Genomic DNA, 20,666 nt, shown 5'->3' with positions numbered 1-20,666 from the left:
CACCTGAAGGTGCACGAGGGGATGCTGCCGCACTTCAAGGCGACGATCTTCGTCGGTGACTTCCAGAAGGACCACCCGGAGTTCTACTACACCACCTCCCATGAAGAGCTCCTGCACTTCATCGACTTCTACTTCCCGCTGATGAACGGAAGCTGGCCGACCGCCCGGGTCGCCTCCTGGATCCCCGATTTCCAGCACCACTATCTCCCCCACTTCTTCAACGAGGAGGAGCGGGAGTCGCGCACCAAAAACTTCGCCGCCATGGGGAAAGAGGCGCAGATCCTCGTCTTTAGCTCCAACTCCGCCCTCGACGACTTCAACCGCTTCTATCCAGGCTCCCCCGCGCTCACCCGCGTCCTCCCCTTTTACGCACTCCCGCAGGAGAAGTGGTACAGCACGGAGTTCCTCGCGGTGCAGGAGCGCTACGGGCTGCCGGACCGCTTCCTGATCTGCAGCAACCAGTTCTGGGCCCACAAGAACCATCCGGTCCTCTTCGAGGCGATCGCGAAGCTGCACCGCACGGGGCACGACATGCACCTCGCCTGCACCGGCTACACGGTGGACTACCGCGCCCCCGGCTATTTCGAAGCTCTGCAGGACCAGCTGCGCCAACTGGGGATCGAGCACCTGGTCCACATCCTCGGCAACATCCCGCGCCAGGACCAGATCCAGCTCGTGCGCAGGGCGCTCGCCGTGGTGCAGCCCTCCCTCTTCGAGGGGTGGAGCACCGTGGTGGAGGATTGCCGCGTCCTCGGAAAGACCATGATCCTCTCCGACCTCCCGGTGCACCAGGAGCAGGCGCCGCGCCACGGCGTCTACTTCGAGCGCCACAGCTCCGACTCCCTTGCCGCCACCGTGAGGAATCTCCTGCCCCGCCTCGCGCCGGGGCCGGACCGTGTGCGCGAGCGGGAAGCCGCGGAGGAGGCGAAGGATCTCGTGGTGGCCTACGGGCGCCGCTTCTGCGCCATCGTACGGGACGCCCAGGCGCTGGAGAGGGGTGAAAAGCTCGCCCCCGCCGAGCCGAGCCGCGAGGTCACCCCTGCGGCAGCGTCCCTCCTCCCGACCATCCGGGTCAAAACGGCGGCGCCCCGCATCTCCCTCGTCACCCCGTCGTACAACTACGGGGAGTACCTGGAGGCGTGCCTCGATTCGATACTCTCCCAGAACTACCCGAACCTCGAGTACATCGTCATGGACGGCGGCTCCACCGACAATACGGTGCAGATCCTCAAGAAGTACGAGCGGCACTTCACCTACTGGCAGAGCCGCCCGGACGGCGGGCAGTACCGCGCCATCGACGACGGCCTGCGCCGCACAACCGGGGAGATCATGACCTGGCTGAACGCGGACGACATGTTCCACCCCGGCGCCTTCGAAACCGCCGCGGAGATCTTCGGCGCGGACGCGGCGGTGGAGTGGATCATGGGGCGCCCCAACTCCTTCGACCAGGCCGGCCGCCAGAAGGGGGTCCTCCCCTACCTCCCCCTCAACTCCCGCGCCAGGTACCTCGCCGACGAGGATTTCATCCAGCAGGAAGGAATCTTCTGGAAGCGCTCCCTCTGGGAGCGCGCCGGCGCACATATCAGGACGGACATGAAGCTCGCCGCCGACCTGGAGCTGTGGGCGCGCTTTTTCCGCCACGCGCCGCTGTACGCGGTGGACACGCTGCTGGCGGGGTTCCGCGACCACCCGCTGCAAAAATCGAAGGACAAGGCGGGCTACACCGCCGAAGCAAACATCGTCCTGGCCCGCGAGCGGGAGATCTTTGCGGCGGAACGGCCGCAGTACAACCCGCTCCCTCCCCTCCCGATCCTCGTGTCGCAGAAGGTTGCCGCCTGATGAAGAGAAGCCGCGCACCGTATCTCGTCTCCGCCATCGTTTCCACCTACAACGCCGAGCGTTTCCTCCCCGGAAAGCTCGCGGACCTGGAAGCGCAGACGATCTCCGACCGCCTGGAGATCATCGTCATCGACAGCGCCTCGCCGCAGAACGAGCGCGCCGTGGTGGAGGATTTCCAGAAACGGTACGACAACATCCGGTATATCCGGACGGAGCGGCGCGAGACGGTGTACCAGGCATGGAACCGCGGCATCCGCATGGCCACCGGCACCTTCGTGGCAAACGCCAACACGGACGACCGGCTGCGGGTAGACGCTTTCGAGACGCTGGTGGGCGCCCTCGAGGCGCGGCCGGAGTCTGTCCTTGCCTACGGCGACATGCGCATCACCGAGAAGGAAAACGAGACCTTCGCCGGGCACGCACCGCACGGCTTCAAGCGCTGGCCGGAGTTCGACCGCATGGGGCTTCTGGAGCTCTGCTGCGTCGGCCCCTTCCCGCTGTGGCGCAGGTCGCTGCACGACGAGATCGGCTACTTCGACGAGCGCTTCAAGAGCGCGGCGGACTACGAGTTCTGGCTGCGCGCCGCCCTCAGGCACTCGTTTGTCCACGTCCCGGAGTTCGTCGGCCTGTACTGGCTGAGCCCGGAGACGGTCTCCCGCAAGGGGGACCTGCCGACCCTTGAGTACCTCGAGGTGCAGAGGATCTACCACGAGAAGTACCTCCCCCTCGCTCCTCCCCCCGTCACCCTTCCCCCCGCCGCGCTGGAGGAGTACCGGCGTGTCGCCGCCGGTAAGAGTGACGCCGACACCGCCGAGATCATCCCCCTGCTGGAGCGTTTCGTGGAGCGCCACGACGCGTGGGCCCCAGGCCACCGGGATCTTGCGGAAAGGTACTACCGCAGCGGGATGATCGGCCACGCGAAGAAGCATTTCGAGAAGGCGGTCCTCCTGGACCCTACCGACCCGGCCTACGCCGCGCAGCTGAAGAGCTTCATGAAGCTCGAACTGCAGCAGTCCCTGCAGTACTACACCCGCGCCGCAACGGAGAATCCGGAGGACCTGGAGACCCAGCTTACCCTCGGCATGATCTGCCAGCTCATGGAGCGCCCCGAGGCGGCGCAGGCGCACTACCTGCGCGCGCTGGAGCTCGATCCCCACAGCGCGCTCGCCCTCGGCAACCTCGCCGTACTCTCGGGATCTGAGGCCGCAGCCGAGGAGCCATGCGCATCCGGAGCAGATGCGGGAAGCGGGGACATCTGCTACTTTTCCCGCACCCGCCCCGAGGTCCAGGAGCTGGTGAGCCGCAAGGCGCGCACGGTCCTCGACGTGGGGTGCGCCGCCGGGGGGCTCGGCGCGGCATTGAAGAAACGGCAGGATGCGGAGATCTGGGGGATCGAGCCGGCAGCGGAGGCTTCCGCGCAGGCGGCGGTCGTGCTCGACCGCGTCTTCGCGTCACCGGTCGAGGAGGTCGTCGCACAACTCCCGGAGCGCTACTTCGACGCCATCGTTTGCGCAGATGTGCTCGAGCACCTCGCCGACCCGGGAACGATCCTGACCGCGCTGGAGGGGAAAATCGCTCCCGGCGGAGAGCTCGTGGCGAGCGTGCCGAACGTGCGGCACTGGTCCGTGGTAAGGGGGCTTCTGGAGGGTGACTGGAGCTACCAGGACGCGGGGATCCTCGACAGGGGTCACCTGCGCTTCTTCACCAGGAAAAGCGCGCTCGCCCTCCTCGAAGGTGCGGGTTTCACCGTGACCGATCTAGGCACCACCCGCTTCAACGACGACCCCGGCATCCCCGCCCCGGTAGTAGCGGCGCTTGCCGGCGCCGGAGTCGACACCGGCACGCTCCAGGAGGAGAGCCTCGACTACCAGTATCTCCTGCGCGCGGTCCCGCTTCGGCGCCCCCAGGTTTCCATCATCATCGTCACCTACAACGAGATCGAGTGCACCAGGGGGTGCATCGAGAGCATCCGGCGCCACACCCCGGAGTCCCACGAGATCATCCTGGTGGACAACGGCTCCACGGACGGAACGGTCGAGTGGCTGAGGGAGCTCTGCCTGGAAGAAAGCAGCTGCCGGCTCTTTGAAAACGGCGAGAACCTCGGCTTCGCCGGAGGGTGCACTGTGGGGATGGCGGCGGCTGCCGGGGAATACCTTCTGCTTCTCAACAACGACACCCTGGTGACGCCGGAGTGGCTTTCCGGGATGCTGCGGCACTTCGACCACGACCCCGCGCTGGGGCTGGTGGGACCGATGACGAACGAGATCGCGGGGCTCCAGCGGGTAAACACAGCACGCTACGAATCCGTCGAGGAGCTGGAGAAATACGCCGCCTCCTTCAGGGAAGCGCATCTCAACCGGCGCATCGAGACAGACCGGCTGGTGGGATACTGCCTCCTCATGCCGCGCTCCCTCGTTGCAGAGATCGGCGGACTCGACACCACCTTTCTCACCGGCAACTTCGAGGACGACGACCTCTGCCTGCGAGCCGCCCTTGCCGGCTACCGCCTCGCCATCGCCGGGGACGTCTTCATCCATCACTACGGCAGCCGCTCCTTCATCGCCAACGGCATCGACTACCAGGGAACGATCACCCGGAACCGTGCGGTCTTTGACGCGAAGTGGCACCTTCCCTCCCTGGACGAGCCGGTGGCCAAAAAGCTCGCCACCTGGAACGCGTCCCAGAAGGGAAGAAAGCTGAGCGATCAGGGACGGGTGCAGGATGCGGTGGAGATCCTCCTGAACGAGGGGATCAGGTTCTCCCCTGAGTTGCCTGCGCCGTACCTTCTCCTCTGCGAGATCCTCATGGAGAGCGGCCGCTATCAGGATGCGCTCGGGGTCGTCGGGCGGATCCCCGCAGGGGAGGAAGCGCTGCAGGAGGCTATAGCCGGGCGTTGCCACCTGAATCTCGGCGATGTCGCGAGAGCAGGGGCTCACGCGGAGCGCGCCCTCTCCCTTGCCGCAACGGGCGCGACCCTCTGCCTTGCAGGGGAGGTGGCGGCCGCCCGCGGCGAGAGCGGCAAGGGAGCGCTTCTTCTGGCGGAGGCGCTGAGGCTCGATCCCGGCTTCGGCGCTCCCCACACGGCCCTCGCCCGTCTCCTGGAGGAGCAGGGGAGAGCAGACGAGGCGCTCTATCACGCAGAGCTCGGCTTCGTGCTGGCACCCCACGACCTGAAGGCGCTCGCCCTGTACCACACCGTCGCCTCCCGCGCCGGCAGACTCGCGGAGGAGGAGATCCGCATCCGCGAGGCGAGGGAGCTCTACCCGCAGCACCGCGCCCTGCACTTCGCCCTGATCGATCTCCTTCTCACCTCGGGGAATCGGGAAGGCGCCATGGCGGAGATCGAGGGTGCCGCGGCCGCCTTCGGGATGGACGACGCCATGATCACTGCCGCCCTCTCGGTGCGCCGGGGGGTGGGGCCGCTGGAGCCGGTCCGGGTTCCCGGCCGTCCGCTCCTCTCGCTGTGCATGATCGTAAAGGACGAGCGGAAGCACCTGCCGCGCTGCCTCGCCAGTGTAAAGGGTCTCGTCGACGAGATCGTGGTCGTCGACACCGGCTCCACGGACCGCACCCCAGAAATTGCCGCCATTTTCGGCGCCCGGGTCTACTCCTACCCCTGGACCGGGAGCTTCTCCGATGCGCGAAACGTCTCCCTGTCGCAGGCGACGGGGGACTGGATCCTCGTGCTGGATGGGGACGAGGTGCTCGCGCGGCGCGACCTGGAGGGGGTACGCACGCTCCTCTCCGGTGAAGCTGACGCATATCTCATGACCACGCGCAACTACACCGACAGCGTCTCCCGCAAGAACTGGCAGGGAAACAGCGGCGAGTACCCCGGCGAAGAAGGGGGCTCGGGGTGGACGCCGAGCGTGAAGGTAAGGCTCTTCCGCAACGATGCGCGGATCCGCTTCGAGGGGGAGGTTCACGAGCTCGTGGAGGATTCGCTCCTGAGGGTGGAAGCCGCCATCGCGGCGTGCCCCGTGCCGGTACACCACTACGGGAAGCTCGACACGGAGAAATGCCGGGAGAAGCAGGAAAGGTACTTCGAGCTCGGCATGCTGAAGCTTGCCCGGGACAGCAGGGACGTCAAAGCCTTGACAGAGCTCGCCGTGCAGGCGACTGAGCTCGGCCGCTTTGACGAAGCGGTGAGCCTCTGGGAACGGGTGCTCGCCGTGGAGCCCGAGAATTGCGAAGCGCTCTTCAACCTGGGATACGTGCACCTCTGCACCGCAGACTACGAAATAGCCCTGCGCCACTCGCAGAAAGCGCTCAGCGTCGCTCCAGATCTGAAAGAAGCCGCCTTCAACGCCGCCAAGGCAGAGCTCTTCCTTGGTCGCGCCCGCGACGCCCTGGCACGGGTTCGAGTCCTGCTGGCAAGCCATGCCGACTACCCCCCTGCGCTCGCTCTCTCCTCCGCGGCGCAGCTCATCCTGGGGGAGAGCGAGGGGCGGGAGCTCATGCAAAAGCTCTCCCGGATGCGCTACGACTGCGGCGATTACCTGCGCGACCTGGCAAGGGGTCTTATGCAGGGAGGGTCGACGAATTACGCCACAATCCTGCTGCGGCACGCTCTAGAGTTCAACCCGGTGGACCGGGAGAGCCAGGAGCTGCTAGCTGCCTGCGCCGTTGCGAGGGTCGCGTGACCCTTTCGGCAGCCACACTCTTCGCCGAAGGAAACACCTTCTTCAGGGAAGGGAAGTTTCAAGAAGCCGTCGACCGCTACCGTGCGGCGCTGGAGCGGGAGCCCCTCTTTGCGGAGGCGCATTTCAACCTGGGGTGCGCGCTCGACCGGGGGGGCGACCCTGCATCCGCCCTCCCCCACTTCATGCAGGCGGTCTCGCTGCGGCGCGACTGGGGGGAGGCACGCTTCAACCTCGGCTGCACCCTCGCCCGCCTCGGCAAGGTGCAGGAAGCCCTTCCCCAGTTGCAGGCCGCCGCCGCGATCTCGCCGGCAAATCCGGGGATCCGCAACAACCTGGGGCTCACCCTGTCGCTCCTCGGGAGAAACGAAGAGGCCGAAGCCGCTTTCCTTGAGGCACTGCGCCTCGATCCGCGGTACGCCCAGGCGCACAACAACCTCTCGGTGCTCTACGAGCGCTTCGGCAGGACAAGCGAGGCGATCACCGCCGCCGAGGGCGCGCTGCGGCTGAACCCCGCCTTTCCCGAGGCGCTGAACAGCCTGGCGAACGCCCTGAAGGCGCAGGGGCGAGCCCAGGATGCCCTCCCGCTGTACCGCGAGGCGTTGAGGATCAACCCGCAGTTTCTGAAGGCGCACAGCTCACTCCTTTTTGCCCTCAACTACCCGGCGGGTATCCCCGGGGAGGCGATACTTGCCGAGCACCGCGCCTTCGGCGACGCCTGCACCCGACCTTTCCAGCCGCACAGCAACGACCCCGATCCGCAGCGCAAGATCCGCCTCGGCTACCTCTCGGCCGACTTCCGGGATCACGCGGTCGCACGCTTCATCGAACCTGTGCTGAAAAACCACGACCGCAGCGCCTTCCAGCTCTTCTGCTACGCCAATGTCTGCGCCCCCGACCGGCACACCGAATACCTCTCCCGCCTGTCGGAGCACTGGCGCGACATCTCGCACCTTTCCGACACCGAAACGGAGCGGCTGATCCGCGACGATGGCATCGACATCCTGGTCGACCTCTCCGGGCACACAGCCGGGAACCGGCTCCCCCTCTTCGGCCGCAAGCCCGCGCCGGTGCAGGTCACCTGGATCGGCTACCCCCAGACGACGGGGCTTTCCGCCATCGACTACCGCATCACCGACGAGATCTGCGACCCCATCGGTCTGACGGACCGTCTGCACACCGAAAGGCTGCTGCGCCTGCCGGGCGCCTTCACCTGCTTCGAGCCCGTGCCCGACGCCCCGGAGGTCGGCCCCCTCCCGGCGCTGAAGACAGGAACCGTTACCTTCGGCTCCTTCAACAACCCGGCGAAGATCACACCGGAGACGGTCGCCCTCTGGTGCACGGTGCTGCGCGCCATCCCCACCTCCCGGATCGTCGTGAAAGGGTATTCCCTCGCCGACGCCGGGACGAGGCGGAGGCTGGTGGAGCTCTTTGCCTGCGAAGGGATCTCCTCTTCGCGCCTCATCCTCATGGGGAACACCCCCACCTACGCGGAGCACCTCGCCCTCTACCGCACGGTGGACATCGCCCTCGACAGCTACCCCTACAACGGCACCACCACGACGTGCGAAGCGCTCTGGATGGGGGTGCCGGTCGTTTCGCTCTGCGGCGGTGAGCATCGCTCGCGGGTAGGGGCGACGCTGCTTTCGGCGGTCGGGCTCCCCTTTCTGGTGGCAGGTTCGGCGGAGGAATTCAGAGACGCCGCGGTCTCGCTCGGTGGAAACCTGGAGCAACTCGGCGAGCTGCGCGCTTCGCTTCGGGAAATGATGGCGGCCTCCCCCCTCCTCGACGCCCCCACCTTCGCACGAAAGGTGGAGAAGGCATTCCGCGGGATCTGGGAAGAGTGGTGCGGGAGGGGGAAGGTCATGCAGACGACCCCAGCGCCGCTCCCCCCCCGCGATCTTGTAACAGCCGGGGAGGGTTATCTCGCGCAAGGCCTGCTCGACGAGGCGCTGCGCTCCTTCCTGGTGGCTCTCGAAGACCCGCTCACGGGATCGCGGGCGCTCCCGTGGCTGGAAAAGACTTTCAACGCAGTGAGGGAAGAGGAACTTGCCGAGGAGTTGGACCGTTGCGCCGCTGCGGTCGGGGGGGAACGCACCCCCCCGAACCGCTGCACGATCGCCTCCGACACCTTGCTGCGCATCGCACGGGCACTTCTCCAGCGCGGCCTTATTACCTCTGCAGATCTCCTGTGCCGCCACCTCCTGGAACGGGACGGGGAGTCGGCCCCCCTGCACCGTGCCGTCGGGGATGTGGCACGGGAGCTCGGTGAAGACGGGTACGCTGCAAGGCACTACGGGAAAGCGGTCGAGCTCGGCGATGGCAGCACCGGCACCGCCATCGCCCTTCTGAAGGCGCGCGAGGCAGAGCGCTGCAAGGGGGGGCGCTCCGCGCAGAACGGCTTTCTCCTCATCAAGGCGTGGGGGTACGGGTTCTGGTCCGACGTGAGCCACCTCCTCGGCGCCCTCCTCCTGGCGGAGATCACCGGCCGGACCCCCGTCGTGCACTGGGGAGGCAACAGTCTTTTCAGCGACGTCCCGGCAGGAAACGCCTTCGAAACCTTTTTTGCACCGCTCTCCCCGGTGTCGCTCCACGACCTCTCCCGCAGCGCCCGCTCCTTTTTTCCTGGAAAGTGGCATGCGGGGAACCTGGCTCAGGAAGGGGTGAACGTCTGGAGCGGGGCGGGCTCGCGCCTCTCCGCGCTGCACGCCCTCGGCCGGCGCGAGGAGGTGGTGGTAAGCGACTTCCACTTCTCGGTGAACGACCTGGTGCCGTGGATTCCCCCCGGCCACCGGCTCTACGGCAACGATCCCGACTCGCTGTGCCGCGATCTCTTCCAGCGCTACCTCACGGTGCGGCCGGAGATCGCCGCGGAGGTGGAGGATTTCCACCGGCGCCGCATGGCGGGGCTCACCCTGCTGGCGGTCCACGCGCGCGGCGGGGACAAGGGTGGGGAAGACCCCAATCTGGAGCGGCTGAACGCGCTCTACCCCCCCTACATAGACCGCTTCCTCGCCTCCCACCCCGAGGCACGCCTATTCCTCATTACGGACGACGACACCCTATTGGCCCGCTTTTCGGGGAGATACGGGGAGAGAATCATCCACGGCGACGCGGTGAGGACGGCGAACGGCCAGGGGGTGCACTACCAGCACGGAACGAGCCGCTATCGCCTCGGGAAGGAGGTCCTGGTGGACGTCCTCCTGGCGCTGCGCTGCGACGCCTTTATCGGGAACGGCCTCTCGAACGTGTCGTGCGCGGTCGCGCAGCTCAAGGATTGGCAGGGAAGATCGACACTGCTCGGCGCGCGCCTGGACCGGCTGCGCGCCTTCACGATGTACGGGAGTTAGCATGATTACCGAGGCAGGACAGGGTCAGGCGGCGGTAAAATTCGCCGAGCTTTTGCTGAAGAAGGGGATGCCTGAGGAGGCAGTGCGCTACCTGAAGGATGCGCTGCAGAAGGATCCCGGTTGCGCGGACGCACACTACACCCTCGCCGCCATCAAGGCGGGGATCGGGAAGTTCACCATCGCCGAGGAGCATTTCCGCAAGGCGCTGCGCCTCGCGCCGGAGTCCCACAAGGCTCACAACGGCTTAGGCGTTGTGCTGCAGCAGCAGGGGCTTCTCGAAGAGGCCTTGATCCACTACCGCGAGGCGGCAGGCCTGCACCCCTGGTACCAGGACGCCCAGGTGAACCTGGCGATGCTCCTGAAGAGCCTCGGCAGGCCGGGGGAGGCGGGGGAGCGGCTCAAGGAGGCGATAAAGGTGCAGCCCGACGTCGCCCGCCTCTGGTATAACCTCGCGAACATTCTCATGGCGAGCGGGCAGAGCGAGGAGGCGGTGCACGCCTACCGGGAGACGCTGCGCCTCGAGCCGGAACACCTGGACGCGCACCAGAATCTTCTTTTCGCCCTGCACTACTCGCCGTGCTTCTCCCCCCGACAGATCTTCGAGGAGCATCTCTCCTTCGCGGCCCGTCATGCGGAGCCGCTGCGCCCGCGCATGGACCGCGCACCGCTCGCACGGGAGGAGCGCCGCATCAGGCTCGGCTATCTCTCCCCTGACTTCCGGGAGCACTCGGTCGCCTACTTCATCGAGCCGATCCTGCGCCATCACGACAGGAGCCGCTTCGAGATCTTCTGCTACGCGAACGTCGCGAGCCCCTGCCGCGTGACGGAGCGCCTGCAGGGGCTGTGCGACCGCTGGATCAACATCTGCGGCGTCGGCGACGAAGCCGCTGCTCGCCAGATCGCGAGCCACGGCATCGACATACTCGTCGATCTCGCCGGCCACACCGGCGGAAGCCGCCCCCTTCTCCTGGCGCGGAAGCCGGCCCCGATACAGGTGACCTGGATCGGCTACCCGAACACCAGCGCCCTGCCGACCGTCGACTACCGCCTCACCGACACCCTCGTCGACCCCCCCGGTGAGAGTGACGAGCTCCACACCGAGGCGCTTATCAGGCTGCCGCGGATCTTCTCCTGCTACGGGGCGCCGAACCCTTCCCCGCCGGTGGCGCCCCCCCCCTTCCGCAGGAACGGGTATCTCACCTTCGGCTCCTTCAACAACCTGGCGAAGGTGACCCCTGAGGTGCTCGGGCTCTGGGCGCAGGTCCTCCTGGCGCTCCCGACCTCGCGGCTCCTGGTGAAGGCGAAGGCGCTCTCCGGGCGATGCGTGGCGGCGCGGATACGGGAGACCCTCGGGTGGCTCGGGGTGGATCCGGAGCGGATCGATCTGGAAGGGGGAAATGTGGGGACGTACGAGCACCTGGAACAGTACGGCAGAGTCGACATGGCGCTCGACACCTTCCCGTACAACGGCACCACCACGACGTGCGAGGCTCTCTGGATGGGGGTCCCGGTGCTGACCCTGGCGGGAAAAAGCCATGCGGGGCGCACCGGAGTCACCATACTCACCAACTGCGGGCTGTCCGAGCTTATTGCCGAGCACAAGGCGGAGTATGTCGCGACGGCGGTGAGGCTTGCCGGGGATCCCGATCACCTGGCGGAGCTGCGCCAGGGGCTGAGGAAAAGGGTGCAGCGCTCCCCTGTCATGGACGCTGCGGGGGTGACGGCCGAGGTGGAGCGGGTTTTCACCGACTTCTTCCGTGCCGGCGCACCTGACGCCGTGGCACGGGAGCTTGCAGAGCTCTACCGCGCCACCGCCTGAAAGGAGAGGGAGTAGAGGAGCGCCTTCAAGACGGAGGCGCTGTGGCCGAGCTGCCGGTACGCCTCCTCGCGCGTCAGCGGCCTCTGCTCCTTCGTCAGTACCCTGGCAAGGCGTCGGCTCTCGTTTGCCACCCTCGCCACCTCCCGTGCCAGATCGGTCTCCAGGTCCGCCGGGTCGATCACCACGTCGTACATTCTCTTCCGTATCTCATCAACGTTCTCCAGCGCTTCCGCCTCGATGATCCCGTCGCAGTACTTGTGCCACTTGATGTTGAACTCGTCGTACACCACGTTGTGCAGAGGCTGCGACAGGTCGGCGAGATAATGTGCGACGTAGGCCAGGTGATACTCCGAGTACTTCCCCGGATCGGTCTGTCTCGCCTTCCGGTACTCCCGCACGGCACCGATGATGGCACCGTACAGGTGCCCCATGGCGTCCTTCGGGTCGTTGTACAGGGATGCCTGAGCGAGGACCATGTCGGGGGTGACCGTCTTCTCCAGCGGCAGGTCGCAGTAGTGGTTGTACTGCTCCCGGTAGCCGGCCTTCTCCTTCGCGATGTCGGGGGCGACGGCGTTGTACCACTTCTGGAAGCGCGCCGCCTTCGCTACCGCAAGGTGCGTCTCGTCGTGCCAGCCGAAAGCGCTGCTGCCGGCAAGAAGGGTGGCGATGATGCAGAGGAGGGAAAGGTATCTCTTGGAAGGCATCGCTGTATCTCCTGGAAGTGCGTACGCCGCAGGCGAGGCGGCACACTGACAGTATATACAGGCACAGAGGGGAAAGGTCGAGCTGCGAGAATGTTGGCGGGAGACGTGGCCACGTAGGCCGGGATAAGCCGCAGGCGTTCCCGGCGTCGGCGCCAGCCGAAAATGCCGCGCAGGATTGCCGGAAACGCTCCGCTTATTCCGGCCTACATTGACATTACATCTGGTGACTACGAAGAAAAACGGCCGGGGGGACTTTCCCGTCTGGAGAGAGAGGGAAAACCCGCCCCGGCTCATATCTCTTCGAAAAATCGAACGGGGGATTACGGGTTCGAGCGCAGGCCGGCGGCGATGTTGAAGTTGATGTCGATCACCGCAGTCAGCTTCTCGCGATCGGGGTAGGCCATGACCTCGAAGAACCTCTTGTCGATGAAGATGCTCAGGTTGAGCAGGTCCTCCCTCAGCTTTTTCGGCAGGGGGTTCGTCGGCTCGGTGAGCTCGGCCTGGAAGAAGCTCCACACCTTCTGGTTGTACTTGATCGCATCCATCAGTTTCGCTTCACGATCGGGGGCATCCCAGTTCTCCTGACATGCCTTCAGCATGAGCCCGCCCTTCGTCAATACCGAAGCCTCCAGCTCACGTCCGGACATGCTCTCTTTCTGGATCCCGACATACTCTCTGATCGCGTTATTGGTTTGCATTTTTCAGTAACTCCTCTTCGTAATCAATGAGATTGCGTGCCAACTTCAACGCATGATAGTAGTTTCCGGCCATCACGCGCTCCCCTACCTGCTCGATGTAGGAGGAGGTGCTGGGGGCTGCGGTGAGAATGTTTTTCACCAGTTCGGCGTACACGCCGTGATACTGCGGCACGTTCGCTTCGTCGATGTACATGAGCTGAATGGTGAAGTAGAGCTGCCGGCAGGGAGTGGAAGCATCCTTCTCTCCAAGGATGTCCTTCTCGCGCAGGATCGGAACCGTGTTCTCGATGTAGAGGACGGTGCCCTTGCCGCCGTTCTTCACAACAGCTCCCCCGACGATTAACCGCTCGTTGCTCTTCAAGGTAATTTTTAGGGACATGGCTTAACCCATAGACTTCAGGAAAGGGGAATTGGAGGGCGATACCCCCCGCGCTGTCTCTATTGCAAATTGCTGACCAACTTCGGCACTTTTCTGCACCGCTGCAGATTCGTCGCGCGCGGTGGCGGAAAGACCGGAAAAACCACCCCCTCCGGCGCGAAAAAGCACAGCGCTGGCGCTGTTTTCGGCGAGAAGGGGGACTCTGGAGGCGATGGAGCCGCGTAACTGGCCGAAGGCAGCGCCTGCGGAGTCAAGATCGTTCAGGTGGTCATGAATTTGACGGTCGGTAACGGCAGGGGGAGGGGGAGGCAAGGAGGGGGCGGGGCGGGGCACGGTTAGAGCGTCTATCTCCTTCCGGAGCCCGGCGTACTGCTTCAGGAACTCGACCCGTTCCTTGTCCTCAGGGGAAAAGGGGGGGTACTGCTTCACGATCGCCTGCAGCGGCTCCTTGAGCGAGCCAATCTTTTGACTCAGCTTCTCGAGGGCCTGGTCCTTTTCCCTGAGATCGGCGGCAGCGGCGCCATAATCCTCTTTCTGGCGCAAAAAATCGCTGTAGCGTCCCTGGGGGAGCTCGGTAAGGGTAACTGCGGCGGCCGGGGCGCGGCCGGAATCGCCGGCGCTCGGGAGTGGGGAACTCTGCAGGGGAGGTTCTTGCTGGTCCGGGCGGAGAACCTTCACGGCGTCAATCTTTACTGGATCAATTGACATGAGGTATCACCGATATCTGAAGCGAAAAATGGGCGGCAGGGATTTCTTCCCCACCGCCCCGATAAACAAGGGTAACTCCGCTACTAGAAGAGCCTGAGTACGGACTGAGCTGCCTGGGAGGACATGCTCAGGGAGGAGGTGCTCAGCTGCTGGCGGGTCTGCAGTGCCAGCATGTTTGCGCCTTCCTGGTTCATGTCGGCCAGCGTCAGGTTGTCGGCGCCCTGCTGCAGGGTGTTGATCATGCTGTCGGTGAAGGTCTGACGGGTGGTGATGATGTTCAGGTTCGCCGCCAGGGTCTGCGTGTTGGAACGCAGGGTGCTGAGCGCGGTATCAAGCTTTGCGGCATCGGTGGTGATGTCGCTGGCCGCCTGCCATGCGTTCGAAGCGGCAGTGAGGCTGAGACCGCTGGAGCTGCCGAGGAAGCCGACCACGTTCAGCTTCGAGGTGTTGTTCTCGTTGAAGTTGACGGTCAGGGTGTTGGTGGAGCTCAGCAGGTTCAGGCCGCGGTAGCCGGAGTCGGAAGAGAGGTTGTCGATCTGGCTGCGCACCGTGTTGTACTGCACCGAAAGCTTCGACTGGGTCACCGTGTCGCTGGTGGAGAGCGCCGACTGGGCGAGACCTTTCGCAGCGGAGACGAGGCCGGTGATGGCGGTGATGCCGGCGTTCGCCGCCTGAACGGTCTGCACCGCTTCGCTCATGTTGTCCTTCTTGTCGGACAGGTCGTTGGCGCGCTGGTTGGCGCTCTGCGCTGCGAAGTAGTTGGTCGGGTTGTCGAGCGCGCTGTTGACCTGCTTGCCGGAAGCAAGGCGGGTCTGGGTCCTGGTGGTGAGCTTGCTGGTTTCCTGGAGCTGGAGGAGGTTGCTCCTCATACCGGAGGTAATGGAAATATCGCTTACGGACATGGTGTTTCTCCTTTTCTGGATTTTTCCGGCATTCTTGCCGGAGTTGTGGTTAGGGTTGCCGTTTCTTGGTCACTTGCCTAATAAACACGCCTCAGATCAGTTCCTCCTTTCAGATGGAGTCATCACTGGTTAGGAGACATATCGTCGCCGCCACGCGCAACTTTAGAGCAAAAACAGCAGGTTACAGTTATTTAATGTATTCGGCGCGAGGGTGCGGACCGACGACGAGATAGTGCCGAGGAGAACGGGGCGAAGAGCCAGCGGTTACGGGGTACGAAACGTTGACGACAGCAAAAAAGGGAGAGTGGGAGGGGGTAGGCGAGAGCTTACGGATAAAAAAAGGCGGTAGGGAATTCTTCCCCACCGCCCCGGTATACCAGCTCCTAGAAGAGCCTGAGGACCGACTGAGCTGCCTGGGAGGACATGCTCAGGGAGGAGGTGCTCAGCTGCTGGCGGGTCTGCAGTGCCAGCATGTTGGCGCCTTCCTGGTTCATGTCGGCCAGGGTCAGGTTGTCGGCACCCTGCTGCAGGGTGTTGATCATGCTGTCGGTGAAGTCCTGACGGGTGGTGATGATGTTCAGGTTCGCCGCCAGGGTCTGCGTGTTGGAACGCAGGGTGCTGAGCGCCGTGTCGAGCTTAGCGGCATCGGTGGTGATGTCGCTGGCCGCCTGCCAGGCGTTGGAGGCCGCGGAGAGGCTGAGGCCGCCGGAGTTGGCGAGGAAGCCGACCACGTTCAACTTCGAGGTGTTGTTCTCGTTGAAGTTGACGGTCAGGGTGTTGGTGGAGCTCAGCAGGTTGAGGCCGCGGTAGCCGGAGTCGGAAGAGAGGTTGTCGATCTGGCTGCGCACCGTGTTGTACTGCACCGAAAGCTTCGACTGGGTCACCGTGTCGCTGGTGGAGAGTGCCGACTGTGCGAGACCTTTCGCTGCGGAGACCAGGCCGGTGATGGCGGTGATGCCGGCGTTGGCTGCCTGAACGGTCTGCACCGCCTCGCTCATGTTGTCCTTCTTGTCGGACAGGTCGTTGGCGCGCTGGTTGGCGCTCTGCGCCGCGAAGTAGTTGGTCGGGTTGTCGAGCGCGCTGTTGACCTGCTTGCCGGAAGCAAGGCGGGTCTGGGTCCTCGTCGTGAGCTTGCTGGTCTCCTGAAGCTGGAGGAGGTTGCTCCTCATACCGGAAGTGATGGAAATATCGCTGACTGCCATGGTGTTTCTCCTTTTCTGGATTTTTCCGGCATTCTTGCCGGAGTTGTGGTTAGGGGTTGCCGTTTCTTGGTCACTTGCCTAAAAAACTCGCCTCAGATCAATTCCCTCCTTTTTCAGATGGAGTGTCTTCACCGGTTTACGAGACGTATCGTCGAACGGTCGGCGAACTTTAGAAATAAAATCAAGGAATTATATTGTAATTTTTTAATCAGGTAGAGCGGCAGGCAGGGGGGCAAGAGAGAAAGGCGGGTGGCGGTCGGCAGCCTCGAAGGGGATTATTTCGGCAAGCAGGAGCCCAAAAGTCCCCTCCCTTTCAAGGGGAGGGTCAGGGTGGGGATGGGGTAGAAGCGGGCGCCCCGCCCCCCGGATCTCGGCCAGGGGCGAAAAAAAAGGCGGCGGAGGATATTCCCCCGCCGCCGGATGAAGCGTGCTGCTGGACGTGCTACTAGAAGAGCTTGAGGACGGACTGTGCTGCCTGAGAAGACATGCTCAGAGACTGGGTGCTCAGCTGCTGGCGGGTCTGCAGTGCCAGCATGTTGGCCCCTTCCTGGTTCATGTCGGCCAGCGTCAGGTTGTCGGCGCCGGTCTGCAGGGTGTTGATCATGCTATCGGTGAAGGTCTGACGGTTGGTGATGATGTTCAGGTTCGCCGCCAGGGTCTGCGTGTTGGAACGCAGGGTGCTGAGCGCGGTGTCAAGCTTTGCGGCATCGGTGGTGATGTCGCTGGCCGCCTGCCAGGCGTTGGAGGCAGCGGAGAGGCTGAGACCGCCGGAGTTGGCGAGGAAGCCGACCACGTTCAACTTCGAGCTGTTGTTCTCGTTGAAGTTGACGGTCAGGGTGTTGTTGGAGCTCAGCAGGTTCAGGCCGCGGTAGCCGGAGTCGGAAGAGAGGTTGTCGATCTGGCTGCGCACCGTGTTGTACTGCACCGAAAGCTTCGACTGGGTCACCGTGTCGCTGGTGGAGAGTGCCGACTGCGCGAGACCTTTCGCTGCGGAGACGAGGCCGGTGATGGCGGTGATGCCGGCGTTGGCGGCCTGAACGGTCTGCACCGCCTCGCTCATGTTGTCCTTCTTGTCGCTGAGGTCGGTGGCGCGCTGGTTGGCGCTCTGCGCCGCGAAGTAGTTCGTCGGGTTGTCGAGCGCGCTGTTTACTTCCTTGCCGGAGGCAAGGCGGGTCTGGGTCCTGGTGGTGAGCTTGCTGGTCTCCTGGAGCTGGAGGAGGTTGCTCCTCATGCCGGCGGTGATGGAAATGTCGCTTACTGCCATGAAAAAACTCTCCTTTGTACTGGGTTTCGGCCTTCAGGCCGGTGCTGGGTTGATGTTGCGGTTACGTTCGTTCTATGAAAAGCGGGCCCTTCTGAGCCCGGTCCTGATACGGCTCGACTTTCATCAGCGCCTGCGACTAGGTGCGAAGCAGCCTTTTGCAAGGACGTTGCCAACCGGAAGTGTCAAAGCGCGGTCAATTATTTGTCACACCCCCGGCCGCTCGCGCAGCGCCTCGCAGACCCGCCTGATCACGCCGTCCCAGTCCCCGCCCCTTTCCTGCCGGAAGAGGCGCATGGCGGGATACCAGGGGGAGTCGTCGCGCCCCATGAGCCAGCGCCAGTCCGCCACCCGCGGCAGCAGGGTCCAGACCGGCACCCCCATCCCCCCCGCGAGGTGTGCCACAGCGGTGTCGACGGAGATGACGAGGTCGAGATTGGCGATAATTGCGGCGGTGTCACCGAAATCGCTGATCTCCCCGGAGAGGTCCGTCACCGGCAGCACACCTGCAACGGGCGCCTCGCCAAGCTGGAGGCTGTAGAAGCTCACCCCCCGCACGGCGGCAAGGGGTGCGAAAGCCGGGAAGGGGCAGGCGCGGTTTTTGGGGAGCGGCCCCCCCTTCCACACCAGCCCGACCCGAAACGACCCGTCCCCGGCGAGCCTCTGGCGCCAGAGCGCCTCCCGCGCCGGGTCGGCCGTAAGGTACCTTCCGGTGGGGACCGTGTCGAGGGTCGTGCCGAAGATGTGCGGGAGGCTCAAAAGGGGCGCATAGCGGCGCACCGGGGGGAGCTCCTCCCCGCGGGCGACGACCCCGCACACTCCGGGGAGGCGGGCCAGGAGTGGTTTTAGCGACGCGGACTGGCACTCCAGCACCACCCGTCCGCCGCGCTGCGCCACGAGCTCTACATAGCGGGCAAAGTGGAAGGTATCTCCGAATCCCTGCTCGCAGCGCAGAAGGATCATCTCCCCGGCAAGCGCCTCACCACGCCAGGAAGGGGGTGTGAGCTGCGCGTCCGCCCCCTTGAGGCGCCACTCGTACTCGCGCCACCCCTGCTCGTACTCTCCGGTCATGAGTAGGTTGAGCGCCAGATTCCAGTGAGCCTCCGGGGAATCGGGGTACAGGGAGAGCGCCTCGCGGCAGCTCTCTATCGCCCGCTGCGGCTCCCCCAGGTCCTGCCAGGCGGTGCTGAGGTTCATGCGCGGCTCCAGCGCGTCCGGCCTCAGCGCGATCGCCCGCAGGTACAGGGGGAGCGCCTCCTGGGGACGCTCGAGGAACTGCAGCACCCCGCCGAGATTGAGATACGGGGGGAGGTAGTCGGGCGCGAGTGCGATGGCGCGCTCGAAGGAGAGCGCCGCCTCCTCCTTCTCCCCCAGGGCGCTCAGCACCGTCCCGAGATTGTTTTCCGCGTCAACGAGCCCGGGGCGAAGCGCGAGTGCTGCCCGGTAGCTCCCCATCGCCTCCCGGAGAAGCCCCAGGTCCTGCAGCGCGAGGCCGAGGTTGTTGTACGCTTCCGCACAGGAGGGCTCCAGGTCCAGCACCCTCCGGTACGCCCCGAACGCATCGTGGTATTTCCCTGCAGAAGCGAGACTGTTCCCCTTCTTGAAGAGTCGGGACGCGTTGCTGCTCTCCTTTTTCAGGTCGGCGCGGACGCGGGCCACGACGGAGCTCCACTCCCCGACGCGATCCTGACGGTACAGGCGCATGGTCGGGTACCAGGGAGAATCGTCCCGCTCGCGCAGCCAGCGCCAGTCGTTCCCCTTCGGGATCAGGACCCATACCGGCTTGCCGAGCGCCCCGCACAGGTGCGCCACAGCGGTGTCGACGGCGACCACAAGGTCCAGATTGGCAATTATGGCGGCCGTGTCGGAAAAATGGCGGATCTCCGGAGAGAGGTCCACCGCGCGCAGCACCGGGGAAGATCCCTGCACCGCTCGGGCTGCTTCCCCTATCTGCAGGCTGTAGAGCTCCACGTCCGGCAGCTCGCCCAAGGGGGAGAGGTGCCGGGCTTCAAGGGACCTGTTCCGGTCGTTCTTGTAACCGGCGCTCCCCGCCCATACCACGCCGACCTTCAGCGCGTGCCCCTCCCCCAGGCGCTCCCGCCAGGAGGCGCAGAGCCCGGGGTCGGGGGTGAGATACGGCACCCCGGCCGGGATGGAGGAAAGCTCCGTCCCCAGGAGGCGCGGCAGACTTAAGAGATAGGTAAAGGTGTCAAAGTCAGGGAGGGAAGCTCCCCCCTGAACCACAACCGCTACCCCCGCCTGCCTCGAGAAGAGCGTCACAAGCTCGCGGCGGCACTCCACCACCACCCGGGCTCCCGCGCAGGCAAGGAGGGGGACGTAGCGGATGAACTGGATCGCATCCCCGAACCCCTGCTCGCAGACCACGAGGATGGTGCGCCCGGCGAGCGGGGACCCGTCCCACAGCGGCTTCCCAGCGCGCTCGCGCGGGAAGGTGCGCGCGTCGGCGAGACGCCACTCGTACTCCCTCCACCCCGCCAGGAATTCCCCCTCGGAGAGGAGGGCAAGCGCCAGGTTCCAGTGAGCGTCCGGACTTTCCGGGGAGAGGCGCACGGCGCGCCGCCCGGCGTGGATCGCCGCGTCTCCGCGCCCCAGCGCCATGTGGGAGCCGCAAAGGTTCACCCACCCCCACAGATGAGCGGGATCGAGCGCCAGAAGGTGATGGTAGGCCTCGACCGCCTCCTCCCACTCCCCCTCCGCACGCAGCGCGTTACCGAGGTTGTAGTAAAACTCCGGGTTGTCCGGCGCACAGGCGATCGCCTCCCGGTAGCCGAGGACCGCTTCCACCGACCTGCCGAGGGCCCTCAGGGCGTTGGCGCGGTTGGAGAGCGCCTCGCCGTAGCGGGGGGCGAGGCGAAGGGCCTCGTCGTAGCAGGAGAGCGCCTCTACATTCTCCCCCAGGTCGTGCCGGAGCACCCCGAGGTTGTTGTGCAGCTCCGGCACCCCCGGCTGCAGGACGACCGCGCGCCGGAAAAACTCGTGCGCCTGGAAAAGGTCCCCTCTCTCCCGGGCCAGCGCCCCTGCAAGGGAGAGGAACTTCACGTCCTGCGGCGCCTCCCGCAGAAGCTCGTCGAGGATCAGCGCGCCTTCCTGGTGCCTCTTTTGCCGCAACGCCTCGTTCAGCCTTGTCACCGCCTGTTCCATAG

General features: G+C 65.0%; 12 protein-coding genes. 4 read left to right on the top strand and 8 right to left on the bottom strand.

The features are described 5' to 3' along the window. Positions 1-21 precede the first annotated feature (21 nt). From LPW11_RS09580 to LPW11_RS09565, 4 genes are read left to right on the top strand one after another with little or no spacing between them, the layout of a single operon-like run. Entirely contained in the window at positions 22-1,839 is a 1,818-nt protein-coding gene (locus LPW11_RS09580) for a glycosyltransferase (protein WP_331001611.1), read from the top strand. Next, complete coding sequence (locus LPW11_RS09575; RefSeq protein WP_230997898.1) at positions 1,839-6,482, top strand: glycosyltransferase; 4,644 nt, start codon at positions 1,839-1,841, stop codon at positions 6,480-6,482. The genes LPW11_RS09580 and LPW11_RS09575 overlap by 1 nt, the downstream gene beginning before the upstream one ends. Further along, entirely contained in the window at positions 6,479-9,829 is a 3,351-nt protein-coding gene (locus LPW11_RS09570; protein WP_230997897.1) for a tetratricopeptide repeat protein, read from the top strand. The genes LPW11_RS09575 and LPW11_RS09570 overlap by 4 nt, the downstream gene beginning before the upstream one ends. Position 9,830: 1 nt before the next feature. Further along, on the top strand, positions 9,831-11,648 hold the full coding sequence (locus LPW11_RS09565) for an O-linked N-acetylglucosamine transferase, SPINDLY family protein (protein WP_230997896.1): 1,818 nt from the start codon (positions 9,831-9,833) through the stop codon (positions 11,646-11,648). Here LPW11_RS09565 and LPW11_RS09560 read toward each other — a convergent pair. The 8 genes from LPW11_RS09560 to LPW11_RS09525 form a co-directional block, all read right to left on the bottom strand. Then, a complete protein-coding gene (locus LPW11_RS09560) occupies positions 11,630-12,352 on the bottom strand; it encodes a hypothetical protein (protein WP_230997895.1) in 723 nt (240 codons plus the stop codon). The genes LPW11_RS09565 and LPW11_RS09560 overlap by 19 nt on opposite strands. Before the next feature lie 320 nt (positions 12,353-12,672). Beyond that, on the bottom strand, positions 12,673-13,050 hold the full coding sequence (gene flaF, locus LPW11_RS09555; protein ID WP_230997894.1) for a flagellar biosynthesis regulator FlaF: 378 nt from the start codon (positions 13,048-13,050) through the stop codon (positions 12,673-12,675). Further along, positions 13,037-13,429 carry a flagellar biosynthesis repressor FlbT gene (locus LPW11_RS09550; protein WP_230997893.1) on the bottom strand — a complete coding sequence of 131 codons (393 nt, stop codon included), beginning with the start codon at positions 13,427-13,429 and terminating at the stop codon, positions 13,037-13,039. The genes flaF and LPW11_RS09550 overlap by 14 nt, the downstream gene beginning before the upstream one ends. Positions 13,430-13,432: 3 nt before the next feature. After that, positions 13,433-14,137, bottom strand: a complete 705-nt coding sequence (locus LPW11_RS09545; RefSeq protein WP_230997892.1) for a hypothetical protein — start codon at positions 14,135-14,137, stop codon at positions 13,433-13,435. 83 nt (positions 14,138-14,220) lie between these two features. After that, positions 14,221-15,039, bottom strand: coding sequence for a flagellin N-terminal helical domain-containing protein (locus tag LPW11_RS09540; RefSeq protein WP_230997891.1), 819 nt, complete (start codon positions 15,037-15,039; stop codon positions 14,221-14,223). 383 nt (positions 15,040-15,422) lie between these two features. Beyond that, positions 15,423-16,241: a flagellin N-terminal helical domain-containing protein gene (locus LPW11_RS09535; protein WP_230997890.1), complete on the bottom strand. Its 819-nt coding sequence runs from the start codon at positions 16,239-16,241 to the stop codon at positions 15,423-15,425. A 445-nt stretch (positions 16,242-16,686) separates the two neighbouring features. Beyond that, positions 16,687-17,505, bottom strand: a complete 819-nt coding sequence (locus tag LPW11_RS09530) for a flagellin N-terminal helical domain-containing protein (RefSeq protein WP_230997889.1) — start codon at positions 17,503-17,505, stop codon at positions 16,687-16,689. A 204-nt stretch (positions 17,506-17,709) separates the two neighbouring features. After that, entirely contained in the window at positions 17,710-20,664 is a 2,955-nt protein-coding gene (locus LPW11_RS09525; RefSeq protein ID WP_230997888.1) for a tetratricopeptide repeat protein, read from the bottom strand. Positions 20,665-20,666 lie beyond the last annotated feature (2 nt).

Origin of the sequence: Geomonas sp. RF6 (genome assembly GCF_021044625.1) — a bacterium.
In the GTDB taxonomy this organism is placed as follows: Bacteria; Desulfobacterota; Desulfuromonadia; order Geobacterales; family Geobacteraceae; genus RF6.
The sequence above is the reverse complement of the archived record's forward strand: the minus strand, read 5'-3'. Positions and strand labels throughout refer to the sequence as shown.